This is a genomic window from Lysobacter sp. Soil_C_15, from assembly GCF_057657315.1.
Genome location: NZ_JBDGIR010000007.1, coordinates 47,303 through 67,450, shown reverse-complemented (window position 1 = coordinate 67,450; position 20,148 = coordinate 47,303). Strand labels below are relative to the sequence as shown.

General features: G+C 71.1%; 20 protein-coding genes. 5 read left to right on the top strand and 15 right to left on the bottom strand.

The window, feature by feature from the left end; all coding sequences use genetic code 11:
- Positions 1-36: 36 nt before the first annotated feature.
- The 6 genes from AC3A57_RS16620 to AC3A57_RS16595 form a co-directional block, all read right to left on the bottom strand.
- Positions 37-1,197 (bottom strand): MFS transporter, encoded by a 1,161-nt coding sequence (locus AC3A57_RS16620; RefSeq protein ID WP_487579940.1) that lies wholly within the window; start codon positions 1,195-1,197, stop codon positions 37-39.
- A 377-nt stretch (positions 1,198-1,574) separates the two neighbouring features.
- A complete protein-coding gene (locus AC3A57_RS16615) occupies positions 1,575-1,925 on the bottom strand; it encodes a DUF1304 domain-containing protein (protein WP_487579939.1) in 351 nt (116 codons plus the stop codon).
- 155 nt (positions 1,926-2,080) lie between these two features.
- A complete protein-coding gene (locus tag AC3A57_RS16610; RefSeq protein ID WP_487579938.1) occupies positions 2,081-3,211 on the bottom strand; it encodes an NAD-dependent epimerase/dehydratase family protein in 1,131 nt (376 codons plus the stop codon).
- Positions 3,208-4,602, bottom strand: a complete 1,395-nt coding sequence (locus AC3A57_RS16605; protein ID WP_487579937.1) for an NTP/NDP exchange transporter — start codon at positions 4,600-4,602, stop codon at positions 3,208-3,210. Before AC3A57_RS16605 ends, AC3A57_RS16610 begins: the two co-directional genes overlap by 4 nt.
- Positions 4,603-4,816: 214 nt before the next feature.
- The gene (locus AC3A57_RS16600; RefSeq protein WP_487579936.1) at positions 4,817-5,731 is read right to left on the bottom strand and encodes a metallophosphoesterase; all 915 of its coding nucleotides are present in this window, start codon (positions 5,729-5,731) and stop codon (positions 4,817-4,819) included.
- Positions 5,728-7,110: an NTP/NDP exchange transporter gene (locus tag AC3A57_RS16595; protein ID WP_487579935.1), complete on the bottom strand. Its 1,383-nt coding sequence runs from the start codon at positions 7,108-7,110 to the stop codon at positions 5,728-5,730. The genes AC3A57_RS16600 and AC3A57_RS16595 overlap by 4 nt, the downstream gene beginning before the upstream one ends.
- 284 nt (positions 7,111-7,394) lie before the next feature.
- Between AC3A57_RS16595 and AC3A57_RS16590 the strand changes: the two genes are divergently transcribed.
- Both AC3A57_RS16590 and AC3A57_RS16585 read left to right on the top strand, forming a co-directional pair.
- Positions 7,395-8,987 (top strand): GMC family oxidoreductase, encoded by a 1,593-nt coding sequence (locus tag AC3A57_RS16590; protein ID WP_487579934.1) that lies wholly within the window; start codon positions 7,395-7,397, stop codon positions 8,985-8,987.
- Between the two features lie 287 nt (positions 8,988-9,274).
- A complete protein-coding gene (locus AC3A57_RS16585; protein ID WP_487579933.1) occupies positions 9,275-10,675 on the top strand; it encodes a serine hydrolase domain-containing protein in 1,401 nt (466 codons plus the stop codon).
- Positions 10,676-10,757: 82 nt separating this feature from the next.
- Here AC3A57_RS16585 and AC3A57_RS16580 read toward each other — a convergent pair whose 3' ends face one another.
- Positions 10,758-11,291, bottom strand: a complete 534-nt coding sequence (locus AC3A57_RS16580; RefSeq protein WP_487579932.1) for an SRPBCC family protein — start codon at positions 11,289-11,291, stop codon at positions 10,758-10,760.
- 500 nt (positions 11,292-11,791) lie between these two features.
- The gene (locus tag AC3A57_RS16575; protein ID WP_487579931.1) at positions 11,792-12,223 is read right to left on the bottom strand and encodes a hypothetical protein; all 432 of its coding nucleotides are present in this window, start codon (positions 12,221-12,223) and stop codon (positions 11,792-11,794) included.
- A 622-nt stretch (positions 12,224-12,845) separates the two neighbouring features.
- Between AC3A57_RS16575 and AC3A57_RS16570 the strand changes: the two genes are divergently transcribed.
- On the top strand, positions 12,846-13,196 hold the full coding sequence (locus AC3A57_RS16570) for a hypothetical protein (RefSeq protein ID WP_487579930.1): 351 nt from the start codon (positions 12,846-12,848) through the stop codon (positions 13,194-13,196).
- 7 nt (positions 13,197-13,203) lie between these two features.
- Here AC3A57_RS16570 and AC3A57_RS16565 read toward each other — a convergent pair whose 3' ends face one another.
- From AC3A57_RS16565 to AC3A57_RS16535, 7 genes are all read right to left on the bottom strand, one after another.
- Positions 13,204-13,365 (bottom strand): hypothetical protein, encoded by a 162-nt coding sequence (locus AC3A57_RS16565; RefSeq protein ID WP_487579929.1) that lies wholly within the window; start codon positions 13,363-13,365, stop codon positions 13,204-13,206.
- Between the two features lie 720 nt (positions 13,366-14,085).
- The gene (gene gcvH, locus AC3A57_RS16560; protein WP_487579928.1) at positions 14,086-14,481 is read right to left on the bottom strand and encodes a glycine cleavage system protein GcvH; all 396 of its coding nucleotides are present in this window, start codon (positions 14,479-14,481) and stop codon (positions 14,086-14,088) included.
- Positions 14,482-14,571: 90 nt separating this feature from the next.
- Complete coding sequence (locus tag AC3A57_RS16555) at positions 14,572-15,207, bottom strand: DsbA family protein (protein WP_487579927.1); 636 nt, start codon at positions 15,205-15,207, stop codon at positions 14,572-14,574.
- Positions 15,208-15,223: 16 nt separating this feature from the next.
- Positions 15,224-16,345 (bottom strand): glycine cleavage system aminomethyltransferase GcvT, encoded by a 1,122-nt coding sequence (gene gcvT, locus AC3A57_RS16550; protein ID WP_487579926.1) that lies wholly within the window; start codon positions 16,343-16,345, stop codon positions 15,224-15,226.
- A gap of 135 nt (positions 16,346-16,480) precedes the next feature.
- Positions 16,481-17,053, bottom strand: a complete 573-nt coding sequence (locus AC3A57_RS16545; protein ID WP_487579925.1) for a hypothetical protein — start codon at positions 17,051-17,053, stop codon at positions 16,481-16,483.
- A complete protein-coding gene (locus tag AC3A57_RS16540) occupies positions 17,050-17,496 on the bottom strand; it encodes an NfeD family protein (RefSeq protein WP_221669628.1) in 447 nt (148 codons plus the stop codon). The genes AC3A57_RS16545 and AC3A57_RS16540 overlap by 4 nt, the downstream gene beginning before the upstream one ends.
- Position 17,497: 1 nt before the next feature.
- Entirely contained in the window at positions 17,498-18,454 is a 957-nt protein-coding gene (locus tag AC3A57_RS16535; RefSeq protein WP_487579924.1) for an SPFH domain-containing protein, read from the bottom strand.
- A gap of 110 nt (positions 18,455-18,564) precedes the next feature.
- Between AC3A57_RS16535 and AC3A57_RS16530 the strand changes: the two genes are divergently transcribed.
- Together AC3A57_RS16530 and AC3A57_RS16525 are read left to right on the top strand one after the other, a co-directional pair.
- Positions 18,565-19,188, top strand: coding sequence for an RNA polymerase sigma factor (locus AC3A57_RS16530; RefSeq protein ID WP_255594899.1), 624 nt, complete (start codon positions 18,565-18,567; stop codon positions 19,186-19,188).
- Positions 19,181-20,116 (top strand): hypothetical protein, encoded by a 936-nt coding sequence (locus AC3A57_RS16525; protein ID WP_487579923.1) that lies wholly within the window; start codon positions 19,181-19,183, stop codon positions 20,114-20,116. Before AC3A57_RS16530 ends, AC3A57_RS16525 begins: the two co-directional genes overlap by 8 nt.
- The last annotated feature ends 32 nt before the right edge of the window (positions 20,117-20,148 follow it).

Sequence of the window (20,148 nt, the reverse complement as noted above, 5' to 3'; positions counted from 1 at the left end):
CGTGATGCGATTCAATTAATGTGTTTCATCGCCTATTCAAACGGGCTCGGCCTGGGGCGACGGCCCGGCCGCCAGCAGCCCCACCCCCACCAGCAGCGACAGCCCCACGATCGCCGCCGCGGCATAGCCCAGCGCGCCGACCCCGATCGCGTCGATGACCCGGCCGCCGACGATGGCGCCGACGCCGATCCCGAGGTTGGCGCCGGAGATGTTGAGCGAGGCGGCGAAGGCCGGGGCCTGCGGCGCCGACTTCATCACCCGCACATGGCTGACCGGGAACAGCGCGGCCTGGGTCACGCCCCACAGCGCCAGGGTCGCGGCGAACAGCGGCCAAGACTGGATCGAGGGCACCACCAGCACCAGGCCCAGGGCCATCGGCGCGCTGAAGATCAGCGACACCGCCAGCGGGTGGCGGTCGACGTAGCGGCCGCCGAGGCTGTTGCCGATCAGGCCGACCGCGCCGAAGGCCATCAGCGCCCAGCCCACCACCTGGCCGTCGAAGCCGGCCAAGCGCTCGAACAGGTCGGCCAGGTAGGTGTAGGCGGTGAACATGCCGGTGAACAGGATCACCGACAGCAGCACGTGGCCGCCGACGCGCGGGTCGCGCAGCACCCGGAACTGTTCGCGCAGGCGCGGCTGCGGCTGGTCGTTGCGGTGGTCGGGCAGGAACGCGAACAGCATCGCCGCCTTGGCCAGCGAGGCGATCGCCAGGGCGACGAAGGCCGCGCGCCAGCCGAATGCGTCGGCGATCAGGGTGCCGGTGGGCACGCCGATCACGGTGGCGCAGATCACCCCGAACGAGATCACCGAGATCGCCCGGCCGGCCCGCTCCTGCCCGGCCAGGTCGACCGCGGTCTCGCTGGCCAGGGCCCAGAACACCGGCACGCCCAGCGCCGGAATCAATCGCGCCAGCGCCATCACCCCGAGATTGGGCGCCATCGCCGCGATCGCGTTGGACCCGGCGAACAGCAGCAGCACCACGATGAACAAGCGCTTGCGTTCGAAACGCGAGAAGTAGGCGGTCAGGAACGGGCCGCTGGCGGCGACCGCGAAGGCGAACAGGGTCACCAGCAGGCCGGCCTGGGACACGCTGACGCCGAGGTCGCGGGCCAGCGGCGGCAGCAGGCCGACCAGGATGAATTCGGTGGTCAGCACGGTGAATCCGGCGGCCGACAGCAGCAACAGAGGCAATAGCACGGGAGGCTCCGAAAGGCGCAGGGACGCCGGACGACGGCGCGCAGCCGTCGCGGCGAGAGCAAAGGGGAGGATTCGCGGAAGACCGCGCCGCGCTGCGGCGCATGCGGCCAATCTAGGCGACGCGCGCACGGCGATAAACCGGCCGCGTGCGGCCGCATCGTTCCGCGACGCGAACAGCGCCGCCGCGCTTTGCGAATCGCGCACTTAGCGCGATCGCGGCGATCCGGGAAGGTTTATCCCGCGATGCGCTCTAGTCGCGGCGCGGCGACTGGCTCAGGCTTGCGCCGTTATGCCGACGCGATCGGCGCGAGCCATCGCCCGCCGGGCGGCGCAACGCGCCTGTGTCGTATCGCTTGCTGACGGCGATCCGAACGCGCCTACAACAGCCACAGCGCCGCCAGCGCGGCCAGCGCCGGCACCGCCTGCACGTAGAAGATGCGCCGGCTCACCGTCGCCGCGCCGTACGCGCCGGCGACCGTCACGCAGACCAGGAAGAAGGTCGCCACGTCGGTGCGCGCGCCGGCCAGGCCCCAGACCAGGCCCGCGACCAGGAAGCCGTTGTACAAGCCCTGGTTGGCCGCCAGCACCCGGGTCAGCTCGGCTTTTTCAGGGCTGTTGCGGAACACCTTCATGCCCAGCGGCTTGGTCCACAGGAACATCTCCAGCACCAGGAAGTACAGGTGCAGCAGCGCGACCAGGGCGATCAGGGCGATGGCGATCCAGGGCATGGCGCGGCGGTCCGGGGCGGGTGTTCGATGGAACAGAAGATAGCGGATCGGGAGATAGAAGGTGGCGGTTCGAAAGCCGCCGAGCGGCGGACGCCGACGCCGCTGCGCTCTTCGCTATCTCCTAGCCGCCAGCTCCCGACGCCTGGCGGTATCTCCTACCGGGCCCGCGCATGCCAGGCCTTCAGCACCTGCGCCTCGCGCTCGGGCGCGATGCCGGCCTTGGGCTTGGCGCGCCGGTCGGCCGGCAGTTGCCGCCAATAAGCCAGGGTATCGCGCACGGTTTCGCCCAGCGGGCGGTGGCGCAGGCCCGCGGCCTGGGCCTTGGCCACCGAGGTGCGGCCGAAGCCGGCGTACTCGCCGCGCGCCGGTATCCACGCCGGCATGTCCTGCCACGGCGAGACCTTCTGCGCTTCCAGGAACTCCGCCGGTACCCAGGTCAGGCTCGACTCGGCCCCGGCCGCGCGCTGCGACTCGCGCAGCACCGCGCCCATACTCAGCGCGCCCGGCGCGGCGTCGGCGTTGTAGATGCCGAAGTGGCGGCGCTCGATCGCGGTCAGCAGGAACTCGGCCAGGTCGCGCACGTCGATGAACTGGGTCGGGTCCTGCGCGCTGCCCGGGGCGAGGATCTCGCCGCCGCGGTCGGCGCGCGCCGGCCAATAGGTGAAGCGGTCGGTGCGGTCGCCCGGGCCGACGATCAGGCCGGGCCGGACGATGGTGGTGCGGCCCGGCGCCTCGCGCTCGGCCGCGGCCTCGCACAGCGCCTTCAGCCCGCCATAGGTTTCGCCGGTCACCTCGGTTACGTTCGGATCGGCGAGCTGGGCCAGCGGCGAGTTCTCGTCGGCCGGCACGTCGTTGCGGGCGTAGACCGAGATCGTCGACACCAGCAGGTACTGGCCGATGCGCGGCGCCAGCAAGCCGGCCGAACGGGTCACGTCGGCCGGCAGGTAGGCCGAGGTGTCCAGCACCGCATCCCAGCGGCGCTCGCCTTCCAAGGCCTTCAGGTCGGTCTTGCGGTCGCCGTGCAATTGCTCGATGTCGCTGAACTCCTCGCCGGCGAACTTTTCCGGCGCGGTCTTGCCGCGGTTGAACAAGCTCAGCTTGTGGCCGCGGCGACGCGCGGCTTCGACGAAATGCGGGCCGAGAAAACCGGTGCCGCCAAGCACCAGCAGGGTCATCGGCTTGAGCTTGGGCTTGAGCCTGGCCGTGGCCTGGGCCAAGGCCGGCAACGCCAGCAGGCCGGCGCCGGCCGCGCCGGCGGCGAGAAAGTCGCGGCGGCTGGTAGTCATGTCTCACCTCGCAGGGGTTGGGCAGGAGTTGATAAGACCGAAGCGGATAGGGTCGAAGCAGGCAGGCCCGGACCGGACGCAGGCGCCGCTTCGCCGAGGCCGCGGCGCGCGCGCAGGATCGCGCAGACCCCGCCGAGCATGCCGGCCGCGGCCACCGCGCCTGCGGCGAATACCGTCGCCGTGCCGGCCGCGGCCACCGCCTTGTGGATCCAGACGAAGGCCAGGTCGGTGCCGCGGAACACCGCGGTGTCGATCACCGCCTTGCCCTGATAGCGCGAAGGCCGATCGACCCGGGTGTACAGGGTTTCGCGCGCCGGCTTGGCCAGGGCGAACTCGCCGGCGCGCTGCGCTACCTGCACGATCGCAACCATCGCCGGCAGCGGCGAGGCCAGCAGCAGGCCGAAGCCGAGCAGCAGCACCAGCGCCGGCAGCAGCAAGGCCGGCGCCACTCCGAAACGGCCGAGCAGCCAACGGGTCAGCAGCAGTTGGGTCAGGATCGCCAGCAGGTTGACCGCGCTGTCGATGCGGGCGAAGTACGCGGTCGCCGCGGCCGGGTCGGGATAGAACTCGCGCGCGATCGCGGCCTGCTGGTTGTACAGCAGGGTCGCCGCGCCGACGGCGAAGAACAGGGCGATGGCCATCGCCCGCAGCAGCGGCCGCTGCCAGACCAGGCGCAGGCCGGCCCAGACCGATCCGCCCATCGCCGCCTCGCCGCTGACCAGGCCTTGCCGGCGCTCGCGCCGGATCGCCCAGCCGCGCAAGCGCACGATGCACAGCACGCACACCGACAGCAGCGCCGCCGACACCAGCAACAGCTGGGCCACGCCGATCCGGCCGACCAGGGCCTGGGTCAGCAGCGGACCGAGCACCGCCCCCGCGGTGCCGCCGGCGCCGATGTAGCCGTACACGCGGCGCGCCTGGGCCTCGTCGAACACGTCGCCCATGTAGCTCCAGAACACGGTCACCGCAAACAGGTTGAACACCGCGATCCAGACGAAGAACAGCATGCCGCGCCCGGACAACCGGGCCTGGAAGGCCCAGTGGAACCCGAGCAGGCAGACGATGAAGAACAGGTACACCAACGGCAGCAGCACCCGGCGCGGAAAGCGCGCCACCAGGGCGCCGTAGAGGGGCTGCAACAGCAGCATGACGGCGAAGGTGCAGGTGAACAGCAACTGCAGGACGAAGTCCTTCAGCGCCCATCCATGCGCCTGCGCCCAGTCGATCCACGCCGCCGGGAACACCGTCGCCGCATCGGCCGCGGCGCCCATCGCGTCGCGCACCGGCCGCAGCACGTAGTAGCCGCACAGCAGGCAAAAGAAGTACAGCAGCGACCACCACAACGGCGGGCTCGCGGTCGCGGCGGCGCGCAGCCGCGCCAACGCGCTCATGCGCACGCGCAGGCCCCGGGCGAATCGCGGCCGGCGGCGAGCGCGACCGCGCATGCCGGCACCGTGGCGTCCTCGCGCATTCCCCGTTCTCCCGTTGGCCGCCGCCCACGCTAACGCCGGCCCCGGGCGCGGCCATCTGCGGATGGTCATCCCAACCTTCGGCAGGGGCTGCGACCGCGACCTCGTTTTGCCGGCGCAGGCGACCGCGCGGCGGTCAGCGCGCGGCGGGAGCGGCGTCGGCGCGGTTCGCAGCGCCGGCCGGCTCGCGCGCCGCCGCGCGCAAGGTCAGCTGGGAAATCTCCGGCGGCACGCCGAAGCGCACCGGCAGGATGCTGGTGCCGATGCCGGTGTTGACGAACAGGTGCTTGCCGCGCTCGATCAGATAGCCGCCGGCGTAGCGCTGGTCGGCCGGCAGCACCGGCGTGCCGATCCAGGGCAGCTTCACCTGGCCGCCGTGGGTGTGGCCGGCCAGGGTCAGCGAAGCGCGCGGCGGGATGTCGGGGAAGATGTCCGGGTTGTGGGTCAGGGCCAGCGCCGGCGCGGCGTCGTTCACTGCGGAAAAGGCCCGGACCACGTCGTGGCGGGTCTCCCACTTGTCGCCGATGCCGACCACCCACAAGCGGCAGCCGCCGAGCTCGGTCGCGCGCGCCTCGTCCTCGAGCACGATCACCCCGGCCGATTCCAGCGCCGCGCGCACCTTGTGCCCGTCCTTCCACCAGTCGTGGTTGCCGAGCACCGCATACACCGGCTTGCGCGCGGTCAGCGGTTTGAGATGCGGCGCCATCCGCTCGGCGGAGATGTAGGTGCCGCCGAGCACGCTGAGGATCACGTAATCGCCGGCCATCAGCACCGCACGCGCATCGCTGGCGATCAGCCGGTTCACCAAACGGTCGAGCCGGTCCAGGCCGTTGTGCGGCGAACCGGTATGGATGTCGGCGACCACGTCGACGCGCAGCCCTTCGCATTGCGGGCTCCAGTGCGGCAGGCGCAATTCGTAGCCGCGTTCGACCAACTGCCGCGGTTCCCAGAAGAAACCCCAGCTCAGGCAGCCGACCGCGATCAGCACCGTGCCGACGAACAGACGTTGCAGCCACGGCTGGCGCGGCCAGGGCCGCCAAGCGCGGTTCATGCGCGCGGCTCGGGTTCGGCGGCGGCGCCGCGCTGCACCCAGCGCGCCAGGTTCCAGCCGATCAGGCCGGCGCCGGCTGCGACCGTGGCGCTGATGCCGGCCAGGCCGGCGACGCCGACCCCGGCGCTGCGCAGGGCCACCATCGCCGTCGCCACGGCGACGTCGCCGAAGCGCCAGGCGGCGGTGTCGACCGCGTTCTTGCCCTTGTAGCGCAGGCTGCGCGCGGCGCTGGCGAACAGGCTTTCGCGCGCCGGGTTGGCCATGCCGTAGGCCAGGCCGCGGCTGACGATCAGGGCCAGCGCCACCGCCGGCATCGCGCCGATCGTCGCCGCCACCCCGTCCGGCAGCCAGGCCAGGCCGGCGCCGAACAACGGCAACGCGCGCGCCAGCGGCGCGTGCGGATCGGCGACCAGGGCCACGGTCAGCAATGCCGCGACCGTGACCAGCGACCAGGCGCCGATCACCGTCGCCGCGCCGCGCCGCGCCAGCAGCCACGGGGTGATCAGCAACTGGGTCGCCAGCGCCAGCAGGTTGGTCATCAGGTCCAGGTCGGCGGCGAAGCGGGTCCGCGCGACCGCGTCGACGAAGGTGGCCTTGGAGTAATCCACGACCAGGCCGTAGTTGACCGTGCCGATCCAGTCGCCGAGCAGCAGCAGGATCGCCATCGAGCGCATGAACGGATTGGCGAACACTTGCTTGAGGCCGTCGAACATGCCGCCGCCGATCGCCGCGTCGTGCGCGGCCTCGTGCCGGCGCGCGCCGTGCACGCGCGCCCAGCGCCCGAGCAGGCCGACGAACAGCAGCGACGAGGCCAGCAGTCCGGCCGAGACCAACAGCAAGGGCGCCACGCCGATGCGTTCCACCAGCACCCGGGTCAGCGCCGGGCCGGCCAGCGAGCCGACCGTGCCGGCCACCGCGATCAGCGGGAACAGCCGCCGCGCCTGGCCCTCGTTCCAGATGTCGGTCATGAAGCTCCAGAACACCGACACCACGAACAGGTTGAACACGCTGATCCAAACGAAGAACAAGGTGCCCAGAGCGCGCGGGCTGAGCGGGCCATGCTCGGCGAACAGCGGCACGAAGCCGAGCAGGCAGGCGATGAAGAAGCCGTACACCAGCGGCACCACGACCCGGCGCGGGTAGCGCGAGACCAGGCCGGAGAACACCGGGGTCAGGGCCAGGGTGGCGACCAGGGTCGCGGCGTAGAACCAGGGCAGTTGGGTCGAGCCGACCGCGCCGCTGAGCTGATCGCGCAGCGGCCGGATCACGTAGTACGCGGTCAGCACGCAGAAGAAATACCCCAGCGAGAACGCGACCGCGGTCCATTCTCCGGTGTGGACGCGCCCCGGCCGCAGGCTGGCGTCTTGGACTGCCGACATTCCGTCGCTCCGTGAGGGCGCCGGCACGCAGCCGGCGCTTCGGGGATGTTCGGCGCGGGTCGGCGCGGCGCAAACCGGGCCCGACCGCATCGCCGTCGGCGGACCGGTCGCCGCCGGTCCTCCATTGGCCGGCACGGTAGCCGAACGGGTCGAGGACCGCCACCACTGCGCCGGGCGGCAAGCGCGGCGGCGGCGCCTAGCGCGCATTGGGAGCATTTGCTCTAGTTTTGCCGCTTACGGTCCCCGCACGGCGCCGCACTCGGCGCACAACGGCTTCGGATACCGTGTCCCAAGAGTTCGACTACATCGTCATCGGCGCCGGTTCCGCCGGCTGCGTGCTCGCCAACCGCCTCAGCGAAGATCCCGACGCGCGCGTGTTGCTGATCGAGGCCGGTCCGCGCGATCGCCACCCGTTCCTGCACATGCCCGCCGGCCTGGCCAAGCTGGTCGACAAGAAGGGCGTGAACTGGAGCTACGACACTGCGCCGGAGCCGCAGTTGAACGGCCGCAGCCTGTGGTGGCCGCGCGGCAAGGTGCTCGGCGGCTCCAGTTCGATCAACGCCATGTGCTACATCCGCGGCGTGCCCGGCGATTACGACGACTGGGCCGCGGCCGGCGCCGACGGCTGGGACTGGAACGGCGTGCTGCCGTTCTTCCGCCGCAGCGAGCGCAACAGCCGCGGCGACGACGCCCTGCACGGCAGCCTGGGCCCGCTGTACGTGTCCGACCTGCGCTACACCAACCCGCTGTCGTCGGTATTCATCGAGGCCGGGGTCCAGGCCGGCTACGCCCGCAACCAGGACTTCAACGGCCCCGAGCAACAGGGCTTCGGCTTCTACCAGGTCACCCAGAAGAACGGCGCGCGCTGCTCCAGCGCGGTCGCCTATCTCGACCCGGCGCGCGAACGGCGCAACCTGCACATCGTCACCGGCGCCCTGGTCGGCCGGATCACCTTCGAGCGCGGCCGCGCCACCGGCGTGGTCTACAGCGCCGGCGGCCGCGCCTACCACCAGCGCGCCGCGCGCGAAGTGCTGCTCAGCGGCGGGGCGATCAATTCGCCGCAGTTGCTGATGCTGTCCGGCGTCGGCCCGGCCGCCGAGCTGCGCCGGCACGGCATCGAGGTCGTGCACGACGCGCCGCAGGTCGGGCAGAACCTGCAGGACCACCTCGACGTCTGCACCCTGCAGCACTCGACCCAGCGCATCACCTACGACCGGGTCAGCGATGTGCGCATCGCCTTCGACTACTACCTGCGCGGCCACCGCGGCCCGGGCAGCAGCAACATCGCCGAGGCCGGCGGCTTCGTCCGCTCGGCGCTGGCCCCGGACGCGCGCGCCGACGTGCAGTTCCATTTCGTCCCGGCGATGCTCGACGACCACGGCCGCCGCCGCCTCGCCGGCGACGGCTACACCGCCCACGCCTGCTTCCTGCGCCCGCGCAGCCGCGGCGCGATCTCGCTGGCCAGCGCCAGCGCCGGCGACAAGCCGCGGATCCAGGCCAACTACCTCAGCGATCCGGAAGGCTTCGACCTGAAGATGATGGTCGAGTGCGCCAAGCTCTCGCGCGAGCTGTTCGCGCAGAAGGCCTTCGATCCCTATCGCGGCGCGCCGATCTTCCCCAAGCGCAACGACCTCAGCGACGCCGAACTGGTCGAGTTCGTGCGCGCCAAGGCCGAGACCGTCTACCACCCGGTCGGTACTTGCCGGATGGGCAACGACGAGGCCGCGGTGGTCGACCCGCAGCTGCGCGTGCGCGGCGTCGAGGGCCTGCGGGTGATCGACGCCTCGGTCATGCCCAGCCTGATCGGCGGCAATACCAATGCGCCGACGATGATGATCGCCGAGCGCGCCAGCGACCTGATCCGCGGCCGGCTCTGAGCCGCGGCGGCCGGCCCGGAAAGATCGGCGCCCCGCTTCCCGGCCCCCGCGCCGGCCGCTGCGCGGCGGTTTCGCGCATCGGCCATGACGCAGCGCCGCATGCCGGCGCCGGCGGCGTTCGCGGCGGCGCCGGCGCGACCCTTCGTCGGCGTTTTTCGCACGCCGGTAGGCCGGTTCGGGCCCCGGCCATTAATCCCTGAAAAAACAGAAACCTGAACACGCTTGTTGTTCAATTCCCTGAGATCGGAGCTAGAATCGGCCCATCCGATCCATGCAGGCGCCGAGCGATGAAACACGACTCCTCACGACGCTCATTCACCCCCTGGCGCCTCGGCACCCTCGCCGCCCTGCTCACCCTGACCCTGGGTTCGAGCGCGCAGACCTCGCTGCGCTGGGGCAGCGGCCAGGATCCGGCCACCGCCGTCGCGCGCAGCCAGGGCATCGACGGCACCGCGCGTGCTGGCCAGTTCGCCGCCGCGCGCAGCGTCGGCAATACCCGCGCCCTGCCGCTGGCCGCCGGCTTCGACGTGCAGCAGTTCGAGTCGATGGCCCAGGCGATGGTCGCCGACCAGCGCATCCCCGGCATGGCGATGGCGATCGTGCACAACGGCCAGGTCCTCAGCGCCCGCGGCTACGGCATCACCGACGTGCGCAACGCCGAGCCGATCGACAGCCACACCGTGTTCCGCCTGGCCTCGCTGTCGAAGAGCTTCGCCGGCACCCTGACCGGCCTGCTGGTCAACGACGGCACCCTGCGCTGGGACAGCAAGCTGGTCGACTACATGCCCAGCTTCCAGTTGGTCGATCCCAACGCCGCGCGCACCATCACCGTCGCCGACGTGCTCAGCCACCGGGTCGGCCTGAGCCACAACACTTACGACCGCGACCTCGAGAACTACGCCGACTACCGCAGCCTGACCCAGAAGCTGGCCTATGCGCCGATGACCTGCCAGCCGGGCACCTGCTACGGCTACCAGAACATCGCCTTCAGCCTGATCGGCGATGTGGTCTTCGCCGCCACCGGCGACTTCTACAGCCAGGAAGTGCAGCGCCGCCTGTTCAAGCCGCTGGGCATGAACGACGCCAGCCTCGGCCTGGAAGGCATCACCGCCAGCGCGCGCTGGGCCAAGCCGCACGTGCGCGGCCGCGGCGGCTGGGCCTCGCTGACGCCCAAGCCGACTTACTACCAGTTGCCGCCGGCCGCCGGCGTCAACGCCAGCGCCAGCGACATGGCGCAGTGGCTGATCGCCCAGACCGGGCATCGTCCGGACGTGCTGCCCCTGCCGCTGTTGGCGACCCTGCACCAGCCGCTGGTCGACACCCCCGGCGAGATCCGCGGCTCCAGTTGGCGCCGCCAGCGTCTGAGCTCGGCCGGATACGCGCTGGGCTGGCGCGTGTTCGACTACGCCGGCCACCGGGTGGTGTTCCATGCCGGCGCGGTGCAGGGCTATCGCGGCATGGTCGCCCTGCTGCCCGAACGCGACCTCGGCTTCGCGGTGCTGTGGAACAGCGAAAGCGCGCTGCCGACCGGCCTGCTGCCGACCATGCTCGACCGCGCCATCGGCATGCCGGCGCAACGCTGGCTCGATGTGGACGGCTTCGACGAGACCCTGCTCTACGCCTCCGAAGGCGCGCCGCAGAACCCCAGCGGCAGCAACGCGCAGAAGTCGACCGCCGCGCCGCAGTAAGCGCAGCGGCATCCAGACGACGCAACGGGCCGCGGGATACCGCGGCCCGTTGCGTTTGCGCCGCCGGCGAAGGCTGTGCGGCTCAGTGCGGGGCGCCTTCCAGAGTCTGCTTGAGCTTCAGCAGGCCCTTCTCGTAGTCCTTGCCGACCATCGAATCCATCGCCAGGCCGAACCAGCGCGAGACCAGGTTGTAGCCGTGCTGGCTGTCCAGCGACCAGATCACGCGGGTGCCGGCGCCTTCTTCCTGCAGGTCGAAGCGCGCCGTCGCCTCGGTGCCGCCGAAGTCCAGCGCGTTGACGATCCGGCTCGGCGGGGTCGACTCGACGATGCGCTGGCTGCCGCTGCCGACCTTGTCGCCCTGCCACGACATCGCGGCGCCGACGCCGGCCTGCGGGCCGCTGTAGGCGTACTTCGCGGTCGGCTCCATTTCGTACCAGGGCGACCACTCGTTGAAGCGCTGGAACGAGTTCAGCATGGCGTGGACCTCGCCCGGCGGCCGCTCGATCACGATCGAACGTTCGACATGGCTGCTGGCGGGCAGCAGGAAGCCGCCGGCCACGAACACGATGCCGAGCAACAGCAGCAGGTACAGCGCCCCCTTCAACAAGGTCTTCATCGCGGCTCCCCCGAGGTTGGATTGCGGCCGAGTCGCGGCCGGTCTGTCCCGGCCGATCCTAACCGCTGCCGCGGCGAGACGACGCCGATGCCCGGCCTCGGCCGACGAGAGGTCGGCCGCGGTGTGGGTGGCGCCGCGCGGCACACTCGCTCGGGATTCGGGAGTCGGGAGTCGGGAGTCGCGGTCGACGGCGATGGCAGCAGCTCCAACGACGGTATCGCGTCTGTCCTGAAGCGACGACGGCGCCGCCTTATCGGCATCGCTCGCAGGAGGGGGCAATCGCCGCCGCACGATGCAGTGCGCGTCGCCATCCGGCCGGCTCGGCCGCGCTCGCTCACCCATGCTCACCCGACGCTCGCCGCCGCGGATCGGCCCGGCGGTCGCGGCACGCGCGCCGAGCGCAGCGGCCGGACGCGCGCATTTCCCGCGCCCATAAAAAAACTCTCCCCCCGCCTGGGCTGCGGGGAGAGAGCTGGATTACGGCGTATCGGGGTTTCTTATTAGATCAGCGGCGCCGGGGTGGCCGGCAGAGCGGCCGAGGACTTCGCCTTGCGGGCGCGCTTGGCGGCCTTCTTCGGGGCCTTCTTGGCGGCCTTCTTAGCCGTCTTCTTGGCGGCCTTCTTGGCGGTCTTCTTGGCGGCCTTCTTGGCAACCTTCTTGGCGCCAGTCTTCTTGGCGGCCTTCTTGGCGGTCTTCTTGGCCGCCTTCTTGGCGGTCTTCTTAGCCGCCTTCTTGGCGGTCTTCTTGGCGGCCTTCTTCACGGTCTTCTTGGCGGCGGCCTTGCGGGCGGTCTTCTTCACAGCCTTCTTGGCGGCCTTCTTGGCGGTCTTCTTGGTGGCCTTCTTGGCGACCTTCTTCGCGCCAGCCTTCTTGGCGACCTTCTTCGTCGCCTTCTTGGCGGCGGATTTCTTAGCGGCTTTCTTAACGGCCATGGGATGGCTCCTCGTCAGTGGTGATCAGGGATTGATCAGTGGTAGTGCGATAGGCCCAGTGGAAAGGGACTCTGTGAAGACAGAGCCGCGGGAGTCGGACCCGCGTGCAGCCGCCGACGCGCAAGGCGCGCCGGAACGGATCGGGGATCGCGTCCGGCCGCGGGCGCGGCGGGGGCGATGGCGCGTCGGCCGGAACGGCGGACGAATGCGGCCGCCAGAACCGGCGGCCAAACAAAAACCCGGCGCGCCGAGTGCGAACCGGGTTGCAGGGTGCGGGACGCCAGCGATGTCATCGGGAAGGTGGATGTCATCGGCGAAGAGAGTGCGGTCAACATTTCTGCAGAGGAAGCGAACCCTGCGTCCACCGTTTTGACTGTCCGGGCGGAGGTCCGATTTGTGCTGCATGTTGTCGCGCTGGGTTTTCTCACTCTCGTCTGCAGGAAACGTCTGCTGGGCGAAACCTAATCACGCTTTTTCGCACTGTCAACAACCCCGCCGATTTTTCTTTCCGCCGGCCCCGTCCCGACGACGCCTCGCGCGCGTCGCCGGCCGCTTCGACAAACGCGCGTGCGTATCGCGAACGCGTGCGGAAGTTTTTTTTCGAGCGCGCTGAAACCCAAGCGTGGCGCGGGTTTCAGAGCGAATCAAGAAATCGATCCGAGAATTTCCGCAAGCGTTCCGGGTTCGCATCGCGCGTGTCGAAGCGGCGATCGAAGGACGTTTCCGGAACAAAAAATTCCTTCCCCTCGCCCCGGTCGATTTCGCGTCGCACAAGCCGATTTGCGCAAAAGTGCGCGAACGGTTTTTAGCCGCGAGCGCGACGCCGACGAGGCGCGCGCGGCGCATGCGCGCGCGAACCGCCGACCGCGCGCGGCGCGAAAACCCGGTCGCGCTCGCGCCGGCCGCACAGCGCCGGCGACCTCCAGGCGGATCGCGAAGCCGTCGCGACGAAACAGAAAATCCCTGCAAATAAGCGGTTTTCAATCGCCGCCGGCGAAACCTTGGCGGACGCGCGTGACGGCGACGCGAAGCCGCCCGGGCGCGGCGAGCGCCACCGCGCCGGCGCGCGACGCGTCCGGGTTGCGGTCGGCGCGGCCGACGGCGAACGCCGTGCCGAAGCGAAGACGTGCCGAGGCATCCACTGTGAAGCCGCGCGCGCCCGCGGCCCACCGACGACCGTTCGTCGGCGCGCGGTCGGCGCGCGGCCGGTGCCGGTCGCGCGCCGTCGGCGATCGCGCGGCCGACGCGGGAGCATGCGCTCGGAGGCAGGACGCGGCCAACGCCGCCGCACCCGGCGGCGCGCCGCGCGCAGCGCCGACGGCGGAGGTGGGCGCTGCCTCGGTCGAGGCCGCTTGTCTATCGCCACTCCGACGAACACACGCGTCCTACTGCGTCGGGTGCGAGCAACTGCACCGCGGTTTGCTGGTGGTGCCGCTCAAGGCGGAGTCCGGAGCAAATCCCCCCTGCCCCTTTTTCAAAGGGGGGAACCGCCGCATCCGGACGACGACAGCGGCGCCCCATCGAGCAGGGCGGGACGTTCGCATCGCCGCTCATCGACCAAGCCGACCCGTCTCCATCGCCCCCTTCGACCAAGGGGGCGCGCGCCTTGCGTCGCCGGACCCGGACGCGAGAGCGGCGGCGCGGGGGATTTGCTTTCGCCGTCCGGGCCCATTGGAGGCAGGCCCAAGCCCTTGCTTCGGCTTCGTTGGGAAAGGCAACGGCAACCGTCGCCGGCGCAGGCGCGTGGGCGCACCCGGTGCCCGCGAACGAAAACGGGGAGCGCCTGGTCGGCCGCTCGCGGCCGCAGTGCGCTCCCCGTGGTTCCGGCGCCGCCCGCAGGCGGCGACGGCGACGGCGACGGATCAGTGATCGTCGTCTTCGAGCAGTTCGGCGTAGTCGTCCGGGGCGAGCAACTCGTTGAGCTGGTCCGGTTCCTCGATCGCCACCGTGAAGATCCAGCCTTCGCCGTAGGCGTCTTCGTTGATCGTCTCGGGCTTGTCGGCCAGTGCCGAGTTGACCGCGGTCACGGTGCCGGTCACCGGGGAGTAGACGTCCGAGGCCGCCTTCACCGACTCGACAACGGCGCAGGCGTTGCCGGCCTCGACGCGGTCGCCGACGTTCGGCAGTTCGACGTAGACCAGGTCGCCGAGCAGGCCCTGGGCATGGTCGGAGATGCCGATGGTGACTTTGCCGTCGCCTTCGACGCGGGCCCACTCGTGGGACTTCATGAACTTCAGATCGCCGGGAATTTCACTCATGGCTGGCCTCGAACGTGACGGGAGCGGCTGGTTGATGGCGCGTAGTTTAACGATGCGGAGCGGACATGCGACAGGGGCGGCGCCGGAACCTCAGCGCGCCCCGCCGGCCAGCTCGCTGCGGTAGGGCGCCCGACCGCTGCGCAACGCCTCGCGCAGCGCCTCGACGCGGTCCTGGCCCCAGAACGGTTCGCCGTTCAACACATAGCCGGGCAGCCCCGGCAGGTCGGCGGCGATCGCCGCCTCGGTATTGCGCCGATACCGTTCGTCGGCCGCTTCGGACTCGGCGGCGGCGAGCACCGCCGCCGCGTCGTGGCCGTGCGCGCGCAGCAGCGCGGCGACGGTGTCGCGGTCGGCGAGGTCGCGGTCTTCGGCCCAGACCGCGCGGAACGCGGCATCCATGTAACCGGCAGGATCGGCGCCGGCCTGGTCGAGGACGATCGCGCAGCGGTCGGCCAGCGACGGGTCGACCGGGAAATGCTTGGGCGCCAGGTTCAGCGGCAGCGCGCGCTCGGCCCGCGCGCGCTGCAATTCGAACAGGCGGTAACGCTGACGCGCCGGCGCGCGCTGCCCCAGCGGCAGGCCGCCGTTGGCGGCGAACAGTTCGAAGATCCGCACCGGCCGATAGGCCAGGCGCGCGCCGTGCTCGCGCGCCACCGCGACCACCGCGGCGTGGCCGAGGTAGGCGTAGGGCGAGAGCAGGCTGAAGTAGTACTCGACCTGGATCATGTCCGCCGCCGCCGGCTCAGCCGAGCACGCCGTCCTGGGCCTTGCCGTCGCGCACGAACGGGAACTTGACCACCCGCACCGGCACTTCCTTGCCGCGGATGTCGACGCGCACGTTGCCGGCGGCGCCGAGCGGGATCTCGCCGGCCGGCACGCGGGCGAAGGCGATCGACTTGTTCAGGGTCGGCGAGAAGGTGCCGGACAGGATCTCGCCCTCGCCGTGCGCGGTCAGCACCTTCTGGCCGTGACGCAGCACACCCTTCTCGTCCATCACCAGGCCGATCATCTGCCGCGCCGCGCCGCTGGCCTTGAGCTGTTCCAGCGGTGCGCGGCCGATGAAGTCGCGGCCTTCGTCCAGGGCGATGGTCCAGGCCAGCGCCGCCTCGTAGGGCGACACCGCATCGTCCATGTCCTGGCCGTACAGGTTCATGCCGGCTTCCAGGCGCAGGGTGTCGCGCGCGCCCAGGCCGGCCGGCTTCACGCCCGCGGCGAGCAGCGCGTCCCACAACGCCACCGCGCGGTCTTCCGGCACCACCACTTCGAAACCGTCCTCGCCGGTGTAGCCGGTGCGTGCGACGAACAGCTCGATGCCGTCGGCGGTACGGGCCTCGCCGGCGACGAACTTGCCGAGCTTGCCGATCCGCGCCCGGTCTTCCTCGCGCAGCAGGCCGATCACCTTGTCGCGCGCGTTCGGCCCCTGCACCGCGATCATCGCCAGTTCCGGCCGCTCGGTCGCTTCGACCGCGAAGGCCTGCGCCTGCTCGCCGATCCAGGCCAGGTCCTTGTCGCGGGTGGCGGCGTTGACCACCAAGCGGAAGTGGCTTTCGTCGAGGAAATACACGATCAGATCGTCGATCACCCCGCCCTGCGGGTTGAGCATGCAGGTGTACAGGGCCTTGCCCGGCTTCTGCAGTTTGTCGACCGAGTTGGCCACCAGCCGGCGCAGGAACTCGCGCACGCGCTCGCCGCGCAGGTCGACCACGGTCATGTGGCTGACGTCGAACATGCCGGCGTCGCGGCGCACCTGGTGGTGCTCCTCGATCTGCGAGCCGTAGTTGATCGGCATGTCCCAGCCGCCGAAATCCACCATCTTGGCGCCGAGTGCGCGGTGGGCGTCGTTGAGGATGGTCTTTTGGCTCATGGGGGCGCGGCCTGCTGGGTCGGGGAGATGGAGCCGCCGATTATCCCAGAAGCGCGCGGCGCGCGCGTTGCCGGCGATTGAGTACGCAGGCGCATGGAACCGGCGATGCGGCGCCGACCCTCGCGCCGGCGCGGCTCACTCGCCGTCGATGCCTTCGTTGTAGCACTGCACCCGGCGCGGATCGAGATCGACGAAACGGCCGCTGGCGCGATCCAGCCGCACCGCCCAGCGCACCGCGGCGAAGGTCTCGCGCGCGAGCGCGTCCTCGACCGCGGTGTCGACGACCGCGATCGCGCCGGGGTCGGCGACCGCGTCGACGGTGCAGGTCGAAATCGACACCCGCTCGCCGCGCTGCAGCTTCGGGTACGGCACCAGGTCGGTGATCCTCCAGCGCGCCTCGTTGCCGTTGCGGCCGGCCAGTTCGGCGGCGTAGAGGCGCACCGAGCGGTCGTCGGCGTCGTCGACGGTGCCGATGCTGCGCGCGCAGATCTGCTCGGCGTTGCTGCCGGAACCGACGCAGCCGCCGGTGTTGGAGCGGAAGCCCTCGGGGAACGGCGGCACCACCCGGCCGATCCAGTTCGCCCAGTTCGCGGCGCCGGCCGAATCCGTGCGCGCCGGTTCCTGCGGCTTGTGCGGGCCGTGCGGCGCGGCGCCGACGGCGCCGGCCCACAGCAGCGCGGCGATCGCCGGGGCGCGCAGCGCGTTCATGGCCGATCCGCCGCCTCGACCTGCAGGTTCATGCCGTCGGTGCCGATCACCCGCACCGGCGTGCCGACCGGCAGGTCGGGGCCGCTGACGTCCCAGAACGCATCGGCGATCTGCACCCGGCCCACGCCCTGCACGATCGCCCGCTCCAGCGGCACGACCCGGCCGACCAATTGCTCGGCGCGGCGATTCAGCAAGGGCCGGTCGCTGGCGCGCTCGCGGCCGCGGAACCAGGTCCGGTAGACCTGGATCGAGACGAAGCTCAGCAGCACGAACGCGGCCACCTGGGCCAGCACGGTCAGGCCGGGAAACACCAGCACCAGAGCGAACACCGCGGCCGCGGCGAGGCCGAGCCAGAGCATGAACGCCCCCGGCGCCAACGCCTCGGCCGCGAACAGCAGCAGCGCGATCGCCGCCCAGGCGATGGTCTGCCAGTTCCAGATCATCTCAGCCCCCCGACCGCGGCGGCACGCCCGGGCCGCGCACCGGCGCCTGCCGGTCCATCGCCTCCTTGGCCAGTTCGGCGATGCCGGCCAGCGAGCCGATCACCCCGGCCGACTCCATCGGCATCATCACGAACTTCTGGTTCGGCGCCTCGGCCAGCGACTTGAACGCCTCGATGTACTTCTGCGCGACGAAGTAATTGATCGCCTGCACGTTGCCGCGCGAGATCGCGTCCGACACCAACTGGGTGGCCTTGGCCTCGGCCTCGGCCAACCGTTCGCGCGCCTCGGCCTCGCGATAGGCCGCCTCGCGCTTGCCCTCGGCGGCCAGGATCGCGGCCTGCTTGTCGCCCTCGGCGCGCAGGATCTCGGACTGGCGGTGGCCCTCGGCTTCGAGGATGTTGGCGCGCTTTTCGCGCTCGGCCTTCATCTGCCGCGCCATCGAATCGACCAGGTCGCGCGGCGGCTGGATGTCCTTGAGTTCGATCCGGTTGACCTTCAGGCCCCAGGGATGGGTCGCCGCGTCGACCGCGTTGAGCACCTTGGTATTGATCTCGTCGCGCTTGGACAGCGACTCGTCCAGGTCCATCGAGCCGATCGCGGTGCGTATGTTGGTCATCACCAGGTTGAGGATGGCGATCTCCAGGGTGGCGACCTCGTAGGCCGCCTTGGCCGCGTCCTGGACCTGGAAGAACACGATGCCGTCGACCTTGACCACCGCGTTGTCCTTGGTGATCACATCCTGGCTCGGAACTTCCAGAACCTGCTCCATCATGTTGATCTTGCGGCCGACGCCGTAGATCACCGGAACCAGGAAGTGCAGGCCGGGGTCCATGGTGTGGGTGTAGCGGCCGAAGCGCTCGACCGTCCACTGGTAGCCCTGCGGGACCATGCGCACGGTCTTGAACAGCAGCACCACCCCGGCGAACACCAGCACCATGGCCAGCAACGACGTACCCATGACTCCCCCTTCTCCTTGTCCGGTGGCCTCAGTATAGGCCTGCCGAGCGGCTGCGACCCTTCACGCCCCTGCCGCATCCTTGTCCTGGAATGCCGCCCGAATCCCAGCCCATGCCGCTGTCCCCGCCGGAGCCGACGCGCCCGCTGTCGAGCTTCGCCATCGACGTCCCGGAGACGTTGCTGGCCCGCGCCCGCGCCGGCGAAGGCCCGGCTTTCGAGCAGATCTACCGCTGGTTCGAGCGGCCGGTGTTCACCCTGGCGATGCGGATCGCCGGCGACCGCGACGAGGCCACCGAAGTGCTGCAGGAGACGATGCTCAAAGTGCTCACCCGGATCGGCGATTTCCGCGGCCACCGCGACGGCAGCGGCACGCCGTTCTGGGGCTGGCTGCGCCAGATCGCGGTCAACGAGGCGCTGATGCGGCTGCGCAGCCAGCGCCGCCACGAGCACGCGGTCGAGGCCGAGGACGAACACCTCGCCGACGACCGCACTCCGCCGCCGCCGGCCGCGGCCGACGCCGCCGCGCTCGGCCGCGCCCTGGCCCAGCTGCCCGCCGCGACCCGCAGCGTGCTGTGGCTGTACCACGCCGAGGGCTACACCCACGAGGAGATCGCGTCGCTGATGCAGCGCACGCCGAGCTTCTCCAAATCGCAACTGGCGCGCGGCGGCCGCCGCCTGCGCCAACTGCTGGAACCGGACATGCAACGCAACTCCCTGGAGCAGGCCCATGCCTGACCATCCCCTCTCGCCGCCGCAGGACTGGTCCGAAGCGTTCGCGCGGCTCGGCCCGGAAACCCCGCCCGCCGACGGCTGGGCGCGCCTGTCCGCGCAGTTGCAGGCCCAAGCCGCGGCCGAACCGCTGGCCGCCGCGCCGGCGCGGCGCCGGCGCGGCGCCGTCCAGCGTTGGGCCTGGGCCGCTGCTGTCGCCGCGGCGCTGCCGCTGACCGCGTTGTGGCTGGTCCAGCGCGAAGCCGACGCGCCGTCGCCGCCGGCGGCCGCGCCGGTCGTCGCGGCCGATGCCGCCGCGCTGCCGGCAACGCGGACGCCTGCGGCCGGACCCACGCCGGCGATCGCACCGACTATCGCGCCGACTATCGCGCCGGTCGCCGCGGCCGACACCCGCAGCGCGGCGACCGCCACCGTGCAGGCCGCCGCACCGGGCCAGCGACGCCCGCCCGCGACCTCGGCCCCAGCCGCCTTGGCCCAGCGAACGCCGCGTGGCGCGGGTGCAGGCGACCGCGAGCGCGCCGCACTGCCGGCGCCGGGCGCCGCTTCGCCCGCCGGCTCGGCCATCGACACCGCCGTCGCCGGCACCGGCGCCAAGGACGGGGCCGCAGCCGACCGCGTCGCAGCCGCCGCCGTCGAGGCCGCGGCATTGGCGCGCCTGCAAGGCGAATCGGCCCAACTCGAATCGCTGGTCGCCCTGGCCCGCGACGATCGCGTCGGCAGCGGCGCGGCGACCCTGATGAGCGCCGAACTCGACCACGGCATCGCCGCGATCGACGCCGCCCTGTCCGCCGCCGACGTCGACGACACCGAGCGCACCGCGCTGTGGCAACAACGCGTCGACGCCCTGCGCGCGCTCGCCGGCGTCGAAGGCTCGCAGCGTTGGTACGCCGCCCGCGGCGAGCGCTACGAAGACGCGCTGGTGCGGGTCGACTGAGTCGTCGCGCGTTCCCGTCGCCCTGCCCCTTG